This is a genomic window from Kocuria dechangensis, assembly GCF_014636775.1.
Lineage (GTDB): Bacteria > Actinomycetota > Actinomycetes > Actinomycetales > Micrococcaceae > Kocuria > Kocuria dechangensis.
On record NZ_BMEQ01000003.1, the window covers coordinates 51592 to 67218 of the forward strand.

Genomic DNA, 15627 nt, shown 5'->3' on the forward strand with positions numbered 1-15627 from the left:
CTGCCCGGCGATCGCGGGGCCGGGTAGTGTTGTGGCACACAGGACCGACGGGGCGCCCGGCCGTCGGTCGTGCGCGCCCTCCGTACGACTTCAGAGTCAGGGGATCGACCATGACGCCGCACGACCGCTCTGCCCGCCCCACCCCCAGCACCGCCGGAGTCATCGACGCGCCGCTGCGCGCGGACGTCCGCCGGATCAGCACCCTGCTCGGCGAGACCCTGGCCCGCCAGCGCGGCCCGGAGCTGCTGGAGCTGGTCGAGCAGGTGCGCCTGCTCACCAAGGAGGCCAAGACCTCCGGGGACGACGACGACGCCCGCCGCGTCCGCGAGCTGCTCGGCTCCCTGCCGCTCGAGCAGGCGACCGACCTGGTGCGGGCCTTCGCCCACTACTTCCACCTGGCCAACGCGGCCGAGCAGGTGCACCGCGTGCGCGTGCTGGCCCGCCGCCCCGAGAAGGAGGGCTGGCTCGAGGAGGCGGTGGCCCACGTCGTGGAGGAGGCCGGCACGGAGGCGCTGCGGGAGGCCGTGGACCGGCTGGACGTCCGGCCGGTGTTCACGGCCCACCCCACCGAGGCGTCGCGGAGGTCCGTGCTGACCAAGATCCGCCACCTCTCCGACATCCTCGCGCAGGAGACCCCGGCGGACACGGCCGCGCGCCGTCGCCAGGACCAGCGGCTCGCAGAGCTGATCGACCTGCTGTGGCAGACGGACGAGCTGCGGCAGAACCGCCCCACGCCGCTGGACGAGGCCCGCAACGCCCTGTACTACCTGCGGGAGGTGCTCACCGAGACCATGCCGGTGCTGCTCACCGACATGGAGGACCTGCTGGCGCAGCACGAGGTCCACCTGCCGGCGGGCGCCCCGCCCCTGCGCTTCGGCTCCTGGATCGGCGGGGACCGGGACGGCAATCCCAACGTCACGCCCGAGATGACCCGGCAGGTGCTGCGGCTGCAGGGGGAGGCCGCCGTCGACGTCGCCCTCGGGTTCCTCGACCTGCTGGTCTCCCGGCTGTCCTCCTCGACCGCCATCGTGGCCGTGGAGCAGGAGCTGCTGGACTCCGTGGCCGAGGACGTGGCGCACCTGCCAGGCCTGGACCCGCGGGTCCTGGAGCTCAACGCGCAGGAGCCGTACCGGCTGAAGCTCACGTGCATCAAGGCGAAGCTGCTCAACACCCGCCGCCGGATCACCGAGGAGACCGCGCACGAGCCCGGCCGCGACTACCTCCGCACGAGCGAGCTCGTGGCCGACCTCGACGTGGTGGCCCGCTCCCTGCGGGAGCACGGGGGCGGGCTCGCCGCCGACGGCTCGCTCGCGGCCGCGACCCGCACCATCGCCGGCTTCGGGCTGGGTCTGGCCACCCTGGACGTCCGCGAGCACGCCGACGCCCACCACGAGGCCGTGGGGCAGCTGATCGACCGGCTGGGGGAGCGGGAGGGCTCCTACGCGGACCTCGCCCGCGACGCCCGCACCCGCGTGCTCTCTGCGGAGCTGGCCGGCCGCCGCCCCATGGCCCCTCCCGGGCTGGCGACCGGCGCCGTGCAGCTGGACGGGGACGCCGACCGGACGTTCGCGGTCTTCCGTGAGATCGCCCGGGCGCAGGAGACCTACGGCGAGGAGGTCGTGGAGACCTACATCGTGTCGATGACGCGGGGTGCGGACGACATCCTCGCCCCCGTGCTCCTGGCCCGCGAGGCCGGCCTGGTGGACGTCACGGGCGAGGAGGCGCGCGCGACGATCGGCTTCGCGCCCCTGCTGGAGACCGTGCACGAGCTGCGCCGCTCCGCGGAGGTGATCGACGAGCTGCTCTCCGACCCCGTCTACCGCGAGGTCGTGCGGGCGCGCGGCGACCTCCAGGAGGTCATGCTCGGCTACTCGGACTCCAACAAGGAGTCCGGGGTGCTGACCAGCCGGTGGGAGATCCACCGGACGGAGCGGCGGCTGCGCGACGTCGCCGCCCGCCACGGGGTGCGGCTGCGGCTGTTCCACGGCCGTGGGGGATCGGTGGGCCGCGGCGGCGGTCCCACCCACGACGCGATCCTCGCCCAGCCCAGCGGGGTCCTGGCCGGGGAGATCAGGTTCACCGAGCAGGGCGAGGTGATCAGCGACAAGTACTCCCTGCCCGCGCTGGCCCGCGAGAACCTCGAGCTGTCCCTGGCCGCGGTGCTGCAGGCCACCGCCCTGCACCGGGACCCGCGCTCCACGGAGGAGGAGCTGGCCCGCTGGGGCGAGGTCATGGACGTCGCCAGCGACGCCGCCTACGCGGCGTACTGCGGCCTCGTCGAGGACCCCGACCTGCCCGAGTACTTCGTGGCCGCCACCCCCGTGGAGCAGCTGGGCGCGCTGAACATCGGCTCGCGCCCGTCCAAGCGCCCGTCCTCGGAGAAGGGGCTCTCCGGCCTGCGGGCCATCCCGTGGGTCTTCGGGTGGACGCAGTCCCGGCAGATCGTGCCCGGCTGGTTCGGCGTGGGCTCCGGCCTGCGGGCCGCCCGGGAGGCGGGCCGGGAGCAGGACCTGCGCGACATGCTGGAGCGCTGGCACTTCTTCCGCTCCGTGGTCTCCAACGTGGAGATGACGCTGGCGAAGACCGACCTGGAGATCGCCGCCCACTACGTCCGGGCGCTGGTCCCGGAGCGGCTGCAGCACCTCTTCGACACGATCCGCGAGGAGTACGAGCTCACCCTCGACGAGCTGGCCCGGCTCACCGGCCAGGAGCGGCTGCTGGACGACAACCCGAGCCTGAAGCAGACCCTGGCCGTCCGCGACCAGTACCTCGACCCCATCTCCTACCTGCAGGTCGAGCTGCTGCGCCGGATCCGGGAGGCGGGCGGGGAGCCCGACGAGCAGCTGCAGCGGGCCATGCTGATCACCATCAACGGGGTGGCCGCCGGCCTGCGGAACACCGGCTGACCCGCGGCCGGGACGCGGCGGTCAGCGCGCGGGGCGGCCGCCGTGCCGTTCCACGAGGGCCGCCGTGGCCTCGGCGATCGCCCGCTCCTCGTCGGTCGGCACCACGAGCACCTCCAGGGCGGATCCCGGCGCCGAGATGCGGCGCACCTCCTGCGACCGGACGGCGTTGGCGTCGTCGTCGACCCGGACCCCGAGCGCGCCCAGCCGGTCGCACACGCGGCGGCGGAAGGGCGCGGCGTTCTCGCCGATGCCCGCGGTGAACGCGAGGGCGCGGGCGCCGCCCACGGCCACGTGGTAGCCGCCGACGTACTTCGCCAGGCGGTAGGCCGTCATCTCCAGGGCCAGCTCGGCGCGCTCGTCGCCGCCGTCCGCGGCCTCCTGCACGGTGCGCATGTCGTGGTCGCCGGCGATCGCCTTGAGCCCCGACTCCTTGTTGAGCATCGCGTCCAGCTTCTCGGGGGTCATCGAGGGGTCCCGGCGCATGATGGCCGTGACCACGGAGGGGTCGAGGTCGCCGGAGCGGGTGCCCATCACGAGGCCGGCCAGCGGGGTGTAGCCCATCGACGTGTCGTAGGAGCGGCCCCCCTTGATGGCGGTGACGGACGCGCCGTTGCCGAGGTGCGCGACGACGCCGTCGAACTGCTCGCGCGGGACGCCCAGGAACTGCGCCGCCCGGCCGGTCACGTAGTCGTGGGAGGTGCCGTGGAAGCCGTAGCGGCGCATCCCGTAGCGGACGTACATGTCCTCGGGGATGGCGTAGCGCCAGGCGTGCTCGGGCATGGTCCGGTGGAACGCGGTGTCGAACACGCACACCTGCGGGAGGCTCGGCCACTTCTTCTGCACGGCCCGCAGCCCCAGCACGTGGGCGGGGTTGTGCAGCGGCGCCAGCGGCGCGAGGCGGTCGATGGCGCGGATGATCTCGTTGTCGACGAGCACCGGGGCGGAGAACCGCTCGCCGCCGTGCACCACGCGGTGGCCCGCGGCGTCGATCGTGCGGCCGCCCAGCTCGTCCCCGAGCCGCCCGGCGAGCAGTTCGAGGGCCTGGGTGTGGTCCCGGATCGCGGGCCCGCCGATGTTCTCGATCAGCCCGGACGTCAGCACCTCCCCGCCGGTCCCGCCGGCCGGGGCGGGGACCACCTCGCGGACCTGGTACTTGAGCGAGGACGAGCCGCAGTTGACGACGAGCACGAGCATGGGCGGGAACTCCTGGGACGAAGGGGGCGGGGGCGGGCAGGGGCGCGGGCTACATGCTCTGGGCCTGGATCGCGGTGATCGCGACGGTGTTGACGATGTCGTCGACGGTGCAGCCGCGGGAGAGGTCGTTGACGGGCTTGCGCAGGCCCTGCAGGACCGGGCCCACGGCCACGGCGCCGGCCGACTGCTGGACCGCCTTGTAGGTGTTGTTGCCGGTGTTCAGGTCCGGGAAGACGAACACGGTGGCCTGCCCGGCCACGGCGGAGCCGGGCAGCTTGGACGCGGCGATCGAGGCGTCCACGGCGGCGTCGTACTGGATGGGGCCCTCGACCTCGAAGTCCGGGCGCATGCTCTTCACGATCTCGGTGGCGGCGCGCACCTTGTCCACGTCCTCGCCGGTGCCGGAGACGCCGGTCGAGTAGGAGAGCATGGCCACCTTGGGCTCCACGCCGAACTGGCGGGCGGTGCGGGCGGAGGCGAGCGCGATGTCCGCCAGCTGCTGCTCGTCCGGGTTCGGGTTCACGGCGCAGTCGCCGTAGACGAGCACCCGGTCCTCCAGGAGCATGAAGAAGACGGAGGAGACGATCTTCACGCCCTCGGCGGTCTTCACGAACTCGAGGGCCGGGCGGATCGTGTTGGCCGTCGTGTGGGCCGCGCCGGAGACCATGCCGTCCACGTCGCCCATCTGCACCATCATGGTCCCGAAGTAGGAGCCGTCCAGCATCCGCTCCAGGGCCGTCTCCTTCTGCACGCCCTTGTGCGCGCGCAGCCGCACGTACTCGTCGGCGTACTTGTTGCGCAGCGCCTCGTCGTGCTCGAAGTCGATGAGCGTCAGGCCCTCGTCGTCGAACTCGAGGTTGATGCCCTCGGTCTGGCACAGCTGGGCGATCCTCTCGGGGTCGCCCAGGATCGTGAGGTCGCAGAAGTTGCGGCGGTGGATCATCTCGGCGGCGCGCAGGATGCGGGGGTCCTCGCCCTCGGGCAGGACGATGTTCTTCCGGTCCGCCCGGGCGGTCTCGACCAGCTCGTGCAGGAAGCGCAGCGGGGTGCGCTTCACGGGCCGCGGCAGGTCGAGGCGGCTCACGAGCTCCTCGCCGTCCACGCGCCGGGCCCACTCGCCCAGGGCGGCGGCGACCTTGCGCGGGTGGGCGCCGGAGAGGGTGCCGCGGGAGCGGGAGACGGCGCGGGCGGCGTGGTAGGTGTCCAGCTCCGTGGTCAGCACCGGGAAGGGCGCCGCGGCGGTGAGGTCCTGGATCCGGCCCTCGGTGGCGAAGCCCCCCGTCAGCAGCATCCCCGAGGGGACGGGCAGGGAGGGGGAGAGCGCGGAGGCCAGGGAGGCGACGACGATGTCCGCGCGGTCGCCCGGCGTGATGACGAAGTCGCCGTCGGCCAGCTGGTCCAGGTAGTGGCCCACCGTCATCGCGGCGACCTTCACGCCCTTGACGTCGCGGTCCATGGAGACCTGGGCCGGGCCGCTGCCGAACCCGTGCCGGTCCCGCAGCTCCGCCACGGTGGGGGCCGCCACCGCCGCGTTCTCGGCGATGACGTAGACGGGAAGCCCGCGCACGCCCCGGGCGGCGTTGTGCTCGATCCGCTCGACCCAGTCGGGCCGGGCCCGGTTCACGATGACGGCGAAGATGTCGCACCGGGCCTGGTGGAGCTCGGCGCGGGTGACCTCGATCGCGTTGAGGACGTCCTCGGGGCTCTCGGACTCGTCGGCGCCGATCACCGCCAGGACGGAGGCGCCCAGGTTGTTGGCCATCCGGGCGTTCATGTCGAACTCGGCGGTGGCGGCGTTGTGCGCCAGCAGGTCGGTGCCGTCCACCACGATCACGTCGCAGTGCCGGGCCATCTCGGAGTAGACGGTCACGGCCATCGCGTCGAGCTCGTCGTGGTCCCCGGCGGCCAGCAGCTGCCGGGTCCGGGCGAGCGGGAGGCCGCCGCGGCAGCGCTCGTCCTTGAGCCCGAAGTTGCGCTTCATCAGCTGCACCATGGGGTCGTCCGCCGGGCTCTCGCCCAGGTGGACGGGGCGGAAGTAGCCCAGGCGGTCGGTCTTGCGGAACAGCGAGTCGGCCAGCCCGAGAGCCACCAGGGACTTCCCGGACTGCGGCGTCATCGCGCTGACGTAGATGCCTTGGGTCATGGTGGGGCGTCCTCCGGGGCGGCTCGGGGCTGGGATGCTCGTCCCCAGTGTATGGCCGCCCTCCGGAGGCCCGGGCGGGCCGGGAATCAGGCCGCCGCCCGGACCGTTGACCGGGGCAGGAGGATCGGCCCGGGCCGGCCGGTCCGGGCCGATCAGGCCAGGGAGAGGAACATCTTCTCCAGCTCGGCCTTGTCGAGGGCCGGGTTCTCGGAGCGCAGGCACTGGTCGAGGCCCGTGGCGATGATGCTGAAGCCGGCCTTGTCCAGGGCGCGGGACACGGCGGAGAGCTGGGTCACCACGTCCTTGCACTCGCGGCTCTCCTCGAGCATCCGGATGACGGCGCCGAGCTGGCCCTGGGCCCGCTTGAGGCGGTTGATGGTGGCGGTGAGGTCCTGGGGGTCGAGTTGCATCGGGAGCTCCTGGGTGAGTGGGTCGGCTGAGAACATTCTATACCCCCCGGGGGATCTTGCATACCCCTGGGGGTATGGTGCACACTGGTGTCACACGCTTCGTGACGAAAGGAACTGCCCCATGACCTCCAAGGTCTCCCCCGCTGAGCTGAAGTCCTGGATCGAGTCCGGCGAGGAGGTCGCCGTCCTCGACGTGCGCTCCGCCGCCGAGTACGCGGCCGAGCACATCGACGGCGCCTACAACGTCCCCGTCGACCTCGTGGCCGACCACGCCCGGGACATCGCCGCGGCGCTCGGCGGCAAGGTCGCCCTGATCTGCCGCTCCGGCGCCCGGGCCTCCCGCGCCCAGGAGATCCTCTCCGCCGTGGGCACCGAGAACACCTACGTCGTCGACGGCACCGTGGACGAGTACGAGAAGGCCGGTGGCGCGGTCGTGCGCGGCGGCTCCACGTGGGCCATGGACCGCCAGGTCCGCATGGTCGCCGGCTCCCTGGTGCTGGCGAGCGTCGTGGGAGGCCAGTTCGTCTCCCCGAAGCTGCGCGCGGTCGCCGCGGGCGTCGGCGGCGGCCTCGCGTACTCCGCGCTGTCCAACACCTGCGCCATGGCCGGCGTCCTGTCGAAGATGCCCTGGAACCAGGGCGCGAAGGACCCCTCCAAGGACGCCGTCCTGGAGCAGCTCTCCGCCAAGTGAGCCGCTGAGCCCGCGTCCGGCCCCGCCGCCACGGTTTCCCGTGGCGGCGGGGCGGGCGTCGTGCCCGGGGTGTCGCACGACCGGCCGGGGTGGGAGACTGGGGGCATGCTGGTTGCTTTCTCCGTCTCCCCGTCCGGTGGCGACAACCCGAGCGGCTCCGTCCACGACGCCGTCGCCGCCGCCGTGCGCGTGGTCCGCGAGTCCGGGCTGCCCCACGAGACCGACGCCATGTTCACCACGATCGAGGGCGAGTGGGACGAGGTCATGGACGTCGTCAAGCGCGCCACCGAGGCCGTGGGCGCCTTCGGCCCGCGCGTCTCCCTCGTCCTGAAGGCCGACATCCGCCCGGGCCACACCGGCGAGATCACGGGCAAGGTCGAGCGGCTCGAGGCCGCGATCCGGCGGCAGGCGACCGGGTCCTGAGCGTTGCCCCCGCCGCGGTCCGGATCCTGCCCGCGGACGACTCCGACGCGCCCGCGTGGTCCGCCCTGCACCTGCGCTGCCTCGACGAGGCCTACCGGCCCATCTTCGGCGACGCCTTCGCGGACCGGCAGCGCGCCGCGGGGGACCGCACGGCCGGCTACGACCGTGCCCTCCTCGCCGACCCGGCGGTGCGCACGCTCCTGGCGGTCGACGACGACGGGACCGCCCTCGGGCTGGTCGCGGCGGGACCGGCCCCTGCCGCCTGGGAGGAGCGCGCAGGGGTGCCCGCGCCGGTCCTCCCGCTGCAGCTGTTCCAGCTCTACACCCTGGCCCGCACCCACGGCACGGGTCTGGGCGCCGTCCTGCTGGAGGCCGCCATCGGCCCCGCGGACGCGTACCTGTGGATCATGGACGGCAACGCCCGCGCCGAGCGGTTCTACGCCAAGCACGGCTTCCGCCCCCTCGCCGAGTCATTCCCCGCCGGCGGGCCGTGGGCGGGACAGCACATGCACCGGATGGTGCGTGCCGCAGCCGGCGGGGCCGCCGGGGGCACCGCGTGAGCCGGCGCTCCCGCCGTCCGCCGCGCGGGGCCGAGCCCGCCGCGCCCGGCCCGTCCGCCGGTCCCTCCGCCGGGCGCTTCGAGATCTCCACCGGCACCGCCGAGCTCGTGCCGGACGAGTACGCCCCCGGTTCCTGGGTGCTGCACGTCAACGGCGTCCCGTCGTCCCACGTGGACCCCGAGCACCCCGAGCGGCTGGACTTCGAGTACATGCGCTGGATCGCCGCGCTCGTGGACACCCACGTCGGCGCCCACCTCGACCCCGGCCGGCTGCGGGTGCTGCACCTCGGCGGCGGCGCCTGCTCCCTGGCCCGGTGGGTCGCGCACGCGTACCCGGCGGCGCGGCAGGTCGTCGTGGAGCTCGACGGCCGGCTCGCCGAGCTGGTCCGGACCTGGTTCGAGCTCCCGCGCGCCCCGCTGCTGCGGATCCGGGTGGGGGAGGCGCGGGAGGTCACCGAGTCCCTGACCCCGGCCACGCGGGACGTCGTGGTCCGGGACGTCTTCGCCGGTGCCGTCACGCCCGAGCCGCTGACCACGGTGGAGTTCACCCGTCACGTCGACCGGGTCCTGGCCCCGGGCGGGCTGTACGTGCTCAACTGCGGCGACACCCGCGACCTCGCCGGGGCACGGGCCGAGCTCGCCGCGCTGTCCGAGGTGTTCGAGCACGTCGCGGCCGTGGCGGACCCCGCGATGCTCAAGGGCCGCCGCTACGGCAACATCGTGCTGGCCGCCTCCCACGCCCCGCTGCCGCTGGAGGGCTCGCCCGAGGCCGCCGCCCTGACCCGGCAGCTGCTCGGCGGGGCCGTCCCGGCGCAGTACAAGGACGAGGCATGGGCGCGCTCCTTCGCGGGCGGCACGCCGCCGCGCCGGGACCCCTGACCCGCTGCCCGGCGGGCCCGGTCGTGCCCGGACCTCCTACGACGCGGTGCGGCGGCGCGGCGCGGTGCGGGGGACGAGGTCGAGGCTGCGGGACAGCGGGGTGTGCAGGACAGTCGCCGCGTCCAGGAGGTAGTTCTGCCGCACCCGCCACGGCCGGCGGTCGCCCTGGCGCGGGAACGCGGCGATGGAGCGCAGGACGTAGCCGGAGCTGAGCTCCAGCAACGGGTGCCCGGCCATCCGGGGAGCGGTCTTCGGCACCACGGCGACGGCGTCGTGGCGGTCCATGTGCCGCAGCACCTTGCAGACCAGCCGGTGCGTGAGGTCGGCCCGCAGCGTCCAGGACGCGTTGGAGTAGCCGAAGCACAGCGCGAAGTTCGGCACGCCCGTGAGCATCGCACCGTTCCACACGAACTGCTCCGACAGCTCCACCGGCGTCCCGTCCACCGAGACCGCGACCCCGCCGAGGGGCAGCAGCCTCAGTCCCGTGGCGGTGACCACGACGTCGGCCTCGAGCACCCGGCCGCTGCCGAGCCGGATCCCCTCGGGCACGAAGGTGTCGATCGTGTCGGTGACGACCTCCGCCCGCCCCTTCCTCAGCGCCGTGAAGAGGTCGGCGTCCGGGACGGCGCACAGCCGCTGGTCCCACGGGTCGTAGGACGGGGTGAAGTGCTCCGCGACGAGCTCCGCCGAGCCCAGGGCCCGGGCCGCGCGGCGGGTGAGGAGGGCGCGGGCGGCGGCGGGGCGGCGCCGGCAGAACTGGAAGAACGCCGTGCTGAACAGGATGTTCTTCGCCCGGATCGCCCGGTGCGCCAGCGCCGGGGGCAGGACGCGGCGCAGCGCGTCCGCCCGCCGGTCCCGGCCGGGGACGGCGGCGACCCAGGTGGGGGAGCGCTGCAGCATGGTCACGCGGGCGGCGCCGGCGGCCATGGCGGGCACCAGGGTCACGGCGGTGGCGCCGCTGCCGACCACCACCACGCGGCGGTCCGTCCAGTCCAGGTCCTCCGGCCAGAACTGCGGGTGCACCACGCGGCCGCGGAACGAGTCGATCCCCGGCAGCTCCGGGGCGTGGCCCCGGTCGTGGTCGTAGTACCCGGCGCACGCGTAGAGGAACGAGCAGGTCAGCGTCCGGCCGCGGACCGACCCGTCCTCGGCGCGCTCCTCGACGCCGAGCGTCCAGCGGGCGTCCGCGGAGGACCAGTCGGCGGACACCACCCGGGTGCGCAGGTGCACGTGGCGGTCGACGCCGAACTCCCGCGCCGTCTCGTGGATGTAGGCCAGGACGGACGGCCCGTCGGCGATGGACTGCGGGTCCCGCCACGGCTTGAACGAGTAGCCCAGGGTGAACATGTCCGAGTCGGAGCGCACACCGGGGTAGCGGAAGAGGTCCCAGGTCCCGCCGAGGCGGTCGCGGGCCTCCAGGAGGGCGAAGGAGCGGCCGGGGTGCTCGGCCCGCAGCCGGCAGGCCGCACCGATCCCGGACAGGCCGGCGCCCACGACGACGACGTCGAGGTGCTCCGGCGCGGTGGCGTCCCCGGACGGGGAGAGGTGGTCGGACATGGCTCCAGGATCGCCGACGAACCTGGGCGGTGTGCGGGCGGCCGGCCCGGGGGGCGTCACGGCGCCCGGCCGATGACGCGGTCCCGGCCCACGCCCAGGGAGAAGCCGCACAGCGCCAGCATCAGGCCGGCGGTGACGACCAGCGGCAGCTCCCAGCGGCCGCCGGCGTCGTAGAGCGCGCCGAAGACGGCGGGCCCGGCCGCGGCCAGGGCGTAGCCCACGGACTGGGCCATGCCGGAGAGCGCGGCGGCCTGACGGTGGTCGCCCGAGCGGAGGCTGAACAGGGACAGCGCGACGACGATGAGGCTCCCGCAGCCCACGGCCCCCAGCAGGATCCACAGCAGCATCAGGCCCGGCGCGGCGGCCAGGCCCGCGAAGGTGACGAGCGCCAGCACGCTGCCCGCGAGGGCCACGGGGCGCTGGTCGCGGAACCGGCCCAGCAGCGAGCCCGTGGCCAGGCTCGCGGTCATGCCGACCACCAGGAACAGCGCCATGTGGGTGCCGGCGGCCGTGGCGGAGACGCCGTGGCTCTGCTCGATGCTCGGCAGCCAGGCCATGAGGACGTAGAACGCCACGGACTGCAGGCCCATGAACAGGGTCACCTGCCACCCCAGCGCCGACCGCCAGGGGGACCGGACGGGGCGGGGCTCCTCGTCGTGCGGTCCGGGAGGGGCGGCCCTGCGCCGCACCCAGGGCGAGAGCACCACCAGCGCGACCACGGCGAGCGCCGCCCACACCACCAGGGCGAGCCGCCAGCCGCCCGGACCGGCGTGGGCGATGGGGACCACCAGGGCGGATCCGGCCGCGGCCACCGCGCCCTGGACCGCGGTGTACACCCCGGTCACCTGGCTCACCCGCAGCGGGAACTCCCGCTTCACCAGCGAGGGCACCAGCACGTTGAGGAAGGCGATGCCGATCCCCACGACGGCGGTGCCGGCCCACACCGCGCCCTCGACCGGGGCGGAGCGGCCCAGGATCCCCGCCGCGAGCAGCAGCAGGGACAGCCACAGGGCCCGGTCCAGGCCCGTCCGGGCCGCGACGGCGGGGGCCACCGGGGAGAACAGGGCGAACATGGCCAGGGGCAGGCCGGTCAGCAGCCCCGCCTGGCCGGCCGAGATGCCCAGGTCGCGGCTGATCTCCTCGAGCAGCGGACCGACGGTGACGAACCCGACGCGCAGGTTCACCGCGACCAGCACGACGCCCACCCAGCCGAGAGCGGGGCGCAGCCAGGGGCGGGGAGCCGCCGAGGTGTCGATGAGCACGTGAACCTCTCTCGGGACAGGGCGCCGCGGCCCCGGTGCGGGCGCAGACCCGCCCTGCTGCGGGCGGGCACGGTGACTGCTTGGGACCCTAGCCCGCCCCCTCGCGGAGGGCCAGCCCCGTCCCCGCCGGCCCGTCCTCTCCCGGGGCCCTCCGCGGCGAGGAGTGCCGCGCACCGGCGGCGTCGTGCCGCCGGTCGGGCGCCGTGCCGCCGGGACACCGCAGACTGGAGTCGGCGCGTCGTCACCGGATCCACTCTCCCCGACCTCAGGAGCAGCTCATGGCCACTTCCGCACCCTTCCGCTTCCCCGGCTCGACGGCGGTGCTCACCGGCGCGGCCTCCGGCATCGGCGAGCAGCTGGCCTGCGCGCTGGCCGGCCGCGGCACGCACCTGGTGCTGCTGGACCGCGACGCGGAAGGCCTCGCCGCCGTCGCCGCCGCGATCCGCGACGGGCACCCCCGGGTCGCCGTGTCCACCGTGGTGGTGGACCTCGCCGACCTCGACGCGCTGCCCGGCGCCGTGGAGGGGATCCTGGCCGAGCACCCGCGGATCGACCTGCTGGTCAACAACGCCGGCGTGGGCCTGGGCGGGCTCTTCGAGCAGGTCACCGCCGACGAGTTCGACTGGCTCATGGACGTCAACCTCCGGGCGCCGGTGGCGCTCACCCGGCTGCTGCTGCCCGCCCTGCTCAGGTCCCCCGGCGGGCATCTGGTCAACCTCTCCAGCCTCTTCGGGCTCATCGCGCCGCCCGGCCAGGTGGCCTACGCCACGAGCAAGTTCGCGCTGCGCGGCTTCTCGGAGGGGCTGCGCCACGAGCTGGCCGGCCGCGTGGGCGTCACCGTGGTGCACCCCGGGGGCGTCCGGACCCGGATCGCGCGGTCGTCCCGCACCGCCGCGGCCGTCCCGGAGGAGGAGGCGCAGGCGGGCCTGGCGGCCTTCGAGGCCCTGCTCAGCTATCCGCCGGAGAAGGCGGCGGCCGAGATCCTCCGGGCGGTCGAGCGGCGCCGCGGCCGGCTGCTGATCGCCCCCAGCGCCGTGCTGCCGGACGTGCTGGCCCGGCTGCTCCCGGGCTCGTACTGGCCGGTCCTGCAGGCCGCCCTGCCGGTGCTGCTGCGGCGCTCGGCCCGGCGCGGCCCGCGACCGGGTCTGGCGCCCACCGGGCGCCGCTCCGTAGGCTGACGGGCATGACCAGCATCCTGTCCTCGGTGGTCGTCGACTCCCGCGACCCCGCCGCGCTCGCCCGCTTCTGGAGCGCCGCTCTCGGGTACGCCGTGCTCGAGGCGGACGAGGAGGGCGTCACCATCGGCCCCGCCGACGGCTCCTGGCCGGTGATCGACTTCGTGCCCGTCCCGGAGCCCAAGACGGTGAAGAACCGGCTGCACCTCGACCTGCGCGCCGACGACGGCGACCAGGCGTCGGAGGTCGCGCGCCTGGAGGCCCTCGGCGCCCGCCGCGCGGACGTGGGACAGGGCCCCGAGGTCAGCTGGGTGGTGCTGGCCGATCCCGAGGGCAACGAGTTCTGCGTGCTGCGGCTCTCCGCCGCCGAGGCCCGGGCCGAGATCGCCGCTGTGACCGGCGCCGGGACGAGCCCCGGCGGCGGCGCCGGGGCGGGGGCTCAGCCCAGCACGCCGTCCACGTAGAACCAGCGGCCGTCCTCGCGCAGGAACCGGGAGTTCTCCCGCTGCGCGCCCCTGGTCCCGCTGCCGGGGGCGCCGCGGTGGTGGGCGGTGAAGTCCACCCAGCCCTCGTCGTCGAAGGGGCCGCCGCGGCTGACGCCGTGGACGTCCAGCCGGTACCAGCGCAGCGAGGGGTCCAGCTCCAGGGACTCCCGGCGGGTGCTCGGGTGCCAGGTGGCCAGCAGGTGCTCGGCGTCCCCGGCGGCGAACGCGCTGAAGCGGGAGCGCATGAGCAGCTCGGCGGTGGGCGCGGCGGAGCGCCCGCCGTGGAACCGGCCGCAGCAGGCCCCGTAGGTCTCGCCGGTGCCGCAGGGGCAGCGGGCGTCGTCGTCGATCATGCTCCCGATCCTCCCACCCGGGCCCGCTAGGCCAGCCAGCCCTCGACCACGCCCTTGCCGAAGAAGACCACGAAGGCCGCCGCCACGGCGTACATCAGGGGGTGGACGTCCCGGCCGCGGCCCTGCACCAGGCGGATGAAGACGTAGGAGACGAAGCCCGCGCCGATGCCGTCGGCGATCGAGTAGGTGAAGGGCATCACGGCGAAGGTCAGGAAGGACGGCACGGCCACGCCCCAGTCCTCCCAGTCGATGTGCACGACCTGCTTGGCCATGAGGAACCCGACCACGACCATGGCGGGGGCCACCGCCTCGAACGGCACCACGTTGACGAGCGGGGTGACGAACATCGCCAGCAGGAACAGCACGCCGGTGACCACGTTCGCGAGGCCCGTGCGGGCGCCGTCGGCGATGCCGGTGGAGGACTCCACGAAGATCTGGTTCGAGGACACGGAGCCCGCGCCGCCGGCGATCGCGCCCGCGGCGTCGACGAGCAGGACGCGGTCCACGTTCTCGATCTTCCCGTCCCGGTCGACGAGCCCGGCCTGCTGGGACAGGCCCACCATGGTGCCCATCGCGTCGAAGAAGATCGACAGCAGGATCGTGAACACGAGCAGCGTCGCGGCGAGCACGCCGAGGTCGCGGAAGGCGGCGAGGGGGGCGGCGGAGCCGACGAGGGAGAGGTCCGGCAGGGCGAGCAGCGACTCGGGGGCCGCCGGCACGACCAGGGACCAGCCGGCGGGGTTGTCGACGGAGGACCCCGACGGCAGGAACGCCTCGAGGACGTGGGCGAGGACCGTGGTGAGGACCACCGCGATGAGGATCGCGCCGCGCACGTTGCGCACCATCAGCGCGACGGTCACCAGGAGCCCGACGACGAACGTCAGCGTCGGCCAGCCGAGCAGCGTCCCCCCGTTGCCGAGCTGGACGGGGACGGTGGTGCCGGCGGCGTCGGGGATGCGGCGCACGAACCCGGCGTTGACGAAGCCGATCAGGGCGATGAACAGGCCGATGCCCACGACGATCGCGGTCTTCAGCGAGGCGGGCACCGCGTTGAACACGGCGGTGCGGAAGCCGGTGAGCACGAGCACGAACATGATCAGGCCCGCCCACACGACCAGGCCCATCACCTCCGGCCAGCCGAGGCCGGGGTTGGTCGCGATCGTCACGGCGAGGAACGCGTTCACGCCCAGGCCGGTGGCGATGGCGAAGGGGGCCTTCGCCACCACGCCCATGAGGATGGTCATGACGCCGGCGACCATCGCGGTGACGGCCGCGACCCGCTCGGCGCCCAGGACGTTGCCGTCGCCGTCGGGGCCGTAGCCGAGCACGAGCGGGTTCAGGACCACGATGTAGCTCATCGCGATGAACGTGGCCACGCCGCCGCGCACCTCGCGGGGCACGGAGGAGCCGCGCTCGCTGATCCGGAAGAACCGGTCGAGGCCGTTGCGCGGCGGGCGGGAGCGGTCGGTCTCGACGGAGACGGGCGTGGAGGAGGCCATGGCTGTCCTTCGGACGGTCGACAGGGAGGGCGGGCGCGACGGCGGGCCCCCCCGAGTGTACGACCGTCCCCGCGGCCCCCGGTAACGGGGC

The 15627-nt window shown here is 74.4% G+C and carries 14 protein-coding genes; 7 read left to right on the top strand and 7 right to left on the bottom strand.

Annotated features, from left to right (window positions below):
* The first annotated feature begins 110 nt into the window (after positions 1–110).
* A complete protein-coding gene (ppc, locus tag IEW07_RS03900) occupies positions 111–2906 on the top strand; it encodes a phosphoenolpyruvate carboxylase (protein ID WP_188534542.1) in 2796 nt (931 codons plus the stop codon).
* A 21-nt stretch (positions 2907–2927) separates the two neighbouring features.
* Here the strand turns inward: ppc and IEW07_RS03905 are convergent, their stop codons facing one another.
* From IEW07_RS03905 to IEW07_RS03915, 3 genes are all read right to left on the bottom strand, one after another.
* Positions 2928–4100, bottom strand: a complete 1173-nt coding sequence (locus IEW07_RS03905) for an acetate/propionate family kinase (RefSeq protein WP_188534543.1) — start codon at positions 4098–4100, stop codon at positions 2928–2930.
* A 49-nt stretch (positions 4101–4149) separates the two neighbouring features.
* Positions 4150–6243, bottom strand: coding sequence for a phosphate acetyltransferase (gene pta / locus IEW07_RS03910; protein WP_188534544.1), 2094 nt, complete (start codon positions 6241–6243; stop codon positions 4150–4152).
* A 152-nt stretch (positions 6244–6395) separates the two neighbouring features.
* Positions 6396–6653 (bottom strand): metal-sensitive transcriptional regulator, encoded by a 258-nt coding sequence (locus IEW07_RS03915; RefSeq protein WP_188534545.1) that lies wholly within the window; start codon positions 6651–6653, stop codon positions 6396–6398.
* A gap of 121 nt (positions 6654–6774) precedes the next feature.
* Here IEW07_RS03915 and IEW07_RS03920 point away from each other — a divergent pair, with 121 nt between their 5' ends.
* The 4 genes from IEW07_RS03920 to IEW07_RS03935 all read left to right on the top strand — a co-directional run bounded on the left by IEW07_RS03920 (position 6775) and on the right by IEW07_RS03935 (position 9205).
* The gene (locus IEW07_RS03920; RefSeq protein ID WP_188534546.1) at positions 6775–7344 is read left to right on the top strand and encodes a rhodanese-like domain-containing protein; all 570 of its coding nucleotides are present in this window, start codon (positions 6775–6777) and stop codon (positions 7342–7344) included.
* Positions 7345–7449: 105 nt separating this feature from the next.
* Positions 7450–7767, top strand: a complete 318-nt coding sequence (locus IEW07_RS03925; protein WP_188534547.1) for a thiamine-binding protein — start codon at positions 7450–7452, stop codon at positions 7765–7767.
* 101 nt (positions 7768–7868) lie between these two features.
* Complete coding sequence (locus IEW07_RS03930) at positions 7869–8327, top strand: GNAT family N-acetyltransferase (RefSeq protein WP_371870206.1); 459 nt, start codon at positions 7869–7871, stop codon at positions 8325–8327.
* On the top strand, positions 8324–9205 hold the full coding sequence (locus IEW07_RS03935) for a spermidine synthase (protein ID WP_188534549.1): 882 nt from the start codon (positions 8324–8326) through the stop codon (positions 9203–9205). Before IEW07_RS03930 ends, IEW07_RS03935 begins: the two co-directional genes overlap by 4 nt.
* A 36-nt stretch (positions 9206–9241) precedes the next feature.
* Here the strand turns inward: IEW07_RS03935 and IEW07_RS03940 are convergent, their stop codons facing one another.
* Both IEW07_RS03940 and IEW07_RS03945 read right to left on the bottom strand, forming a co-directional pair.
* Positions 9242–10762, bottom strand: a complete 1521-nt coding sequence (locus tag IEW07_RS03940; protein ID WP_188534550.1) for a flavin-containing monooxygenase — start codon at positions 10760–10762, stop codon at positions 9242–9244.
* Between the two features lie 56 nt (positions 10763–10818).
* Positions 10819–12024 carry an MFS transporter gene (locus IEW07_RS03945; protein ID WP_229741554.1) on the bottom strand — a complete coding sequence of 402 codons (1206 nt, stop codon included), beginning with the start codon at positions 12022–12024 and terminating at the stop codon, positions 10819–10821.
* Between the two features lie 278 nt (positions 12025–12302).
* On the opposite strand from IEW07_RS03945, the gene IEW07_RS21395 reads away from it, so the two are divergent.
* Positions 12303–13202 (top strand): SDR family NAD(P)-dependent oxidoreductase, encoded by a 900-nt coding sequence (locus tag IEW07_RS21395; RefSeq protein ID WP_188534551.1) that lies wholly within the window; start codon positions 12303–12305, stop codon positions 13200–13202.
* A gap of 5 nt (positions 13203–13207) precedes the next feature.
* Complete coding sequence (locus IEW07_RS03955; RefSeq protein WP_188534552.1) at positions 13208–13663, top strand: VOC family protein; 456 nt, start codon at positions 13208–13210, stop codon at positions 13661–13663.
* Here IEW07_RS03955 and IEW07_RS03960 read toward each other — a convergent pair.
* Complete coding sequence (locus IEW07_RS03960; protein ID WP_188534553.1) at positions 13639–14037, bottom strand: YchJ family protein; 399 nt, start codon at positions 14035–14037, stop codon at positions 13639–13641. The two genes, IEW07_RS03955 and IEW07_RS03960, sit on opposite strands and share 25 nt — an antisense overlap.
* A gap of 26 nt (positions 14038–14063) precedes the next feature.
* A complete protein-coding gene (locus IEW07_RS03965; protein ID WP_188534554.1) occupies positions 14064–15536 on the bottom strand; it encodes an NCS2 family permease in 1473 nt (490 codons plus the stop codon).
* Positions 15537–15627: the final 91 nt, after the last annotated feature.

What these genes read in the sequence shown, in the direction of transcription:
- ppc (WP_188534542.1), top strand. Translation starts at nt 111, where the DNA reads ATGACGCCGCACGACCGCTCTGCCCGCCCCACCCCCAGCACCGCCGGA.
- IEW07_RS03905 (WP_188534543.1), bottom strand. Translation starts at nt 4,100, where the DNA reads ATGCTCGTGCTCGTCGTCAACTGCGGCTCGTCCTCGCTCAAGTACCAG.
- pta (WP_188534544.1), bottom strand. Translation starts at nt 6,243, where the DNA reads ATGACCCAAGGCATCTACGTCAGCGCGATGACGCCGCAGTCCGGGAAG.
- IEW07_RS03915 (WP_188534545.1), bottom strand. Translation starts at nt 6,653, where the DNA reads ATGCAACTCGACCCCCAGGACCTCACCGCCACCATCAACCGCCTCAAG.
- IEW07_RS03920 (WP_188534546.1), top strand. Translation starts at nt 6,775, where the DNA reads ATGACCTCCAAGGTCTCCCCCGCTGAGCTGAAGTCCTGGATCGAGTCC.
- IEW07_RS03925 (WP_188534547.1), top strand. Translation starts at nt 7,450, where the DNA reads ATGCTGGTTGCTTTCTCCGTCTCCCCGTCCGGTGGCGACAACCCGAGC.
- IEW07_RS03940 (WP_188534550.1), bottom strand. Translation starts at nt 10,762, where the DNA reads ATGTCCGACCACCTCTCCCCGTCCGGGGACGCCACCGCGCCGGAGCAC.
- IEW07_RS21395 (WP_188534551.1), top strand. Translation starts at nt 12,303, where the DNA reads ATGGCCACTTCCGCACCCTTCCGCTTCCCCGGCTCGACGGCGGTGCTC.
- IEW07_RS03955 (WP_188534552.1), top strand. Translation starts at nt 13,208, where the DNA reads ATGACCAGCATCCTGTCCTCGGTGGTCGTCGACTCCCGCGACCCCGCC.
- IEW07_RS03960 (WP_188534553.1), bottom strand. Translation starts at nt 14,037, where the DNA reads ATGATCGACGACGACGCCCGCTGCCCCTGCGGCACCGGCGAGACCTAC.
- IEW07_RS03965 (WP_188534554.1), bottom strand. Translation starts at nt 15,536, where the DNA reads ATGGCCTCCTCCACGCCCGTCTCCGTCGAGACCGACCGCTCCCGCCCG.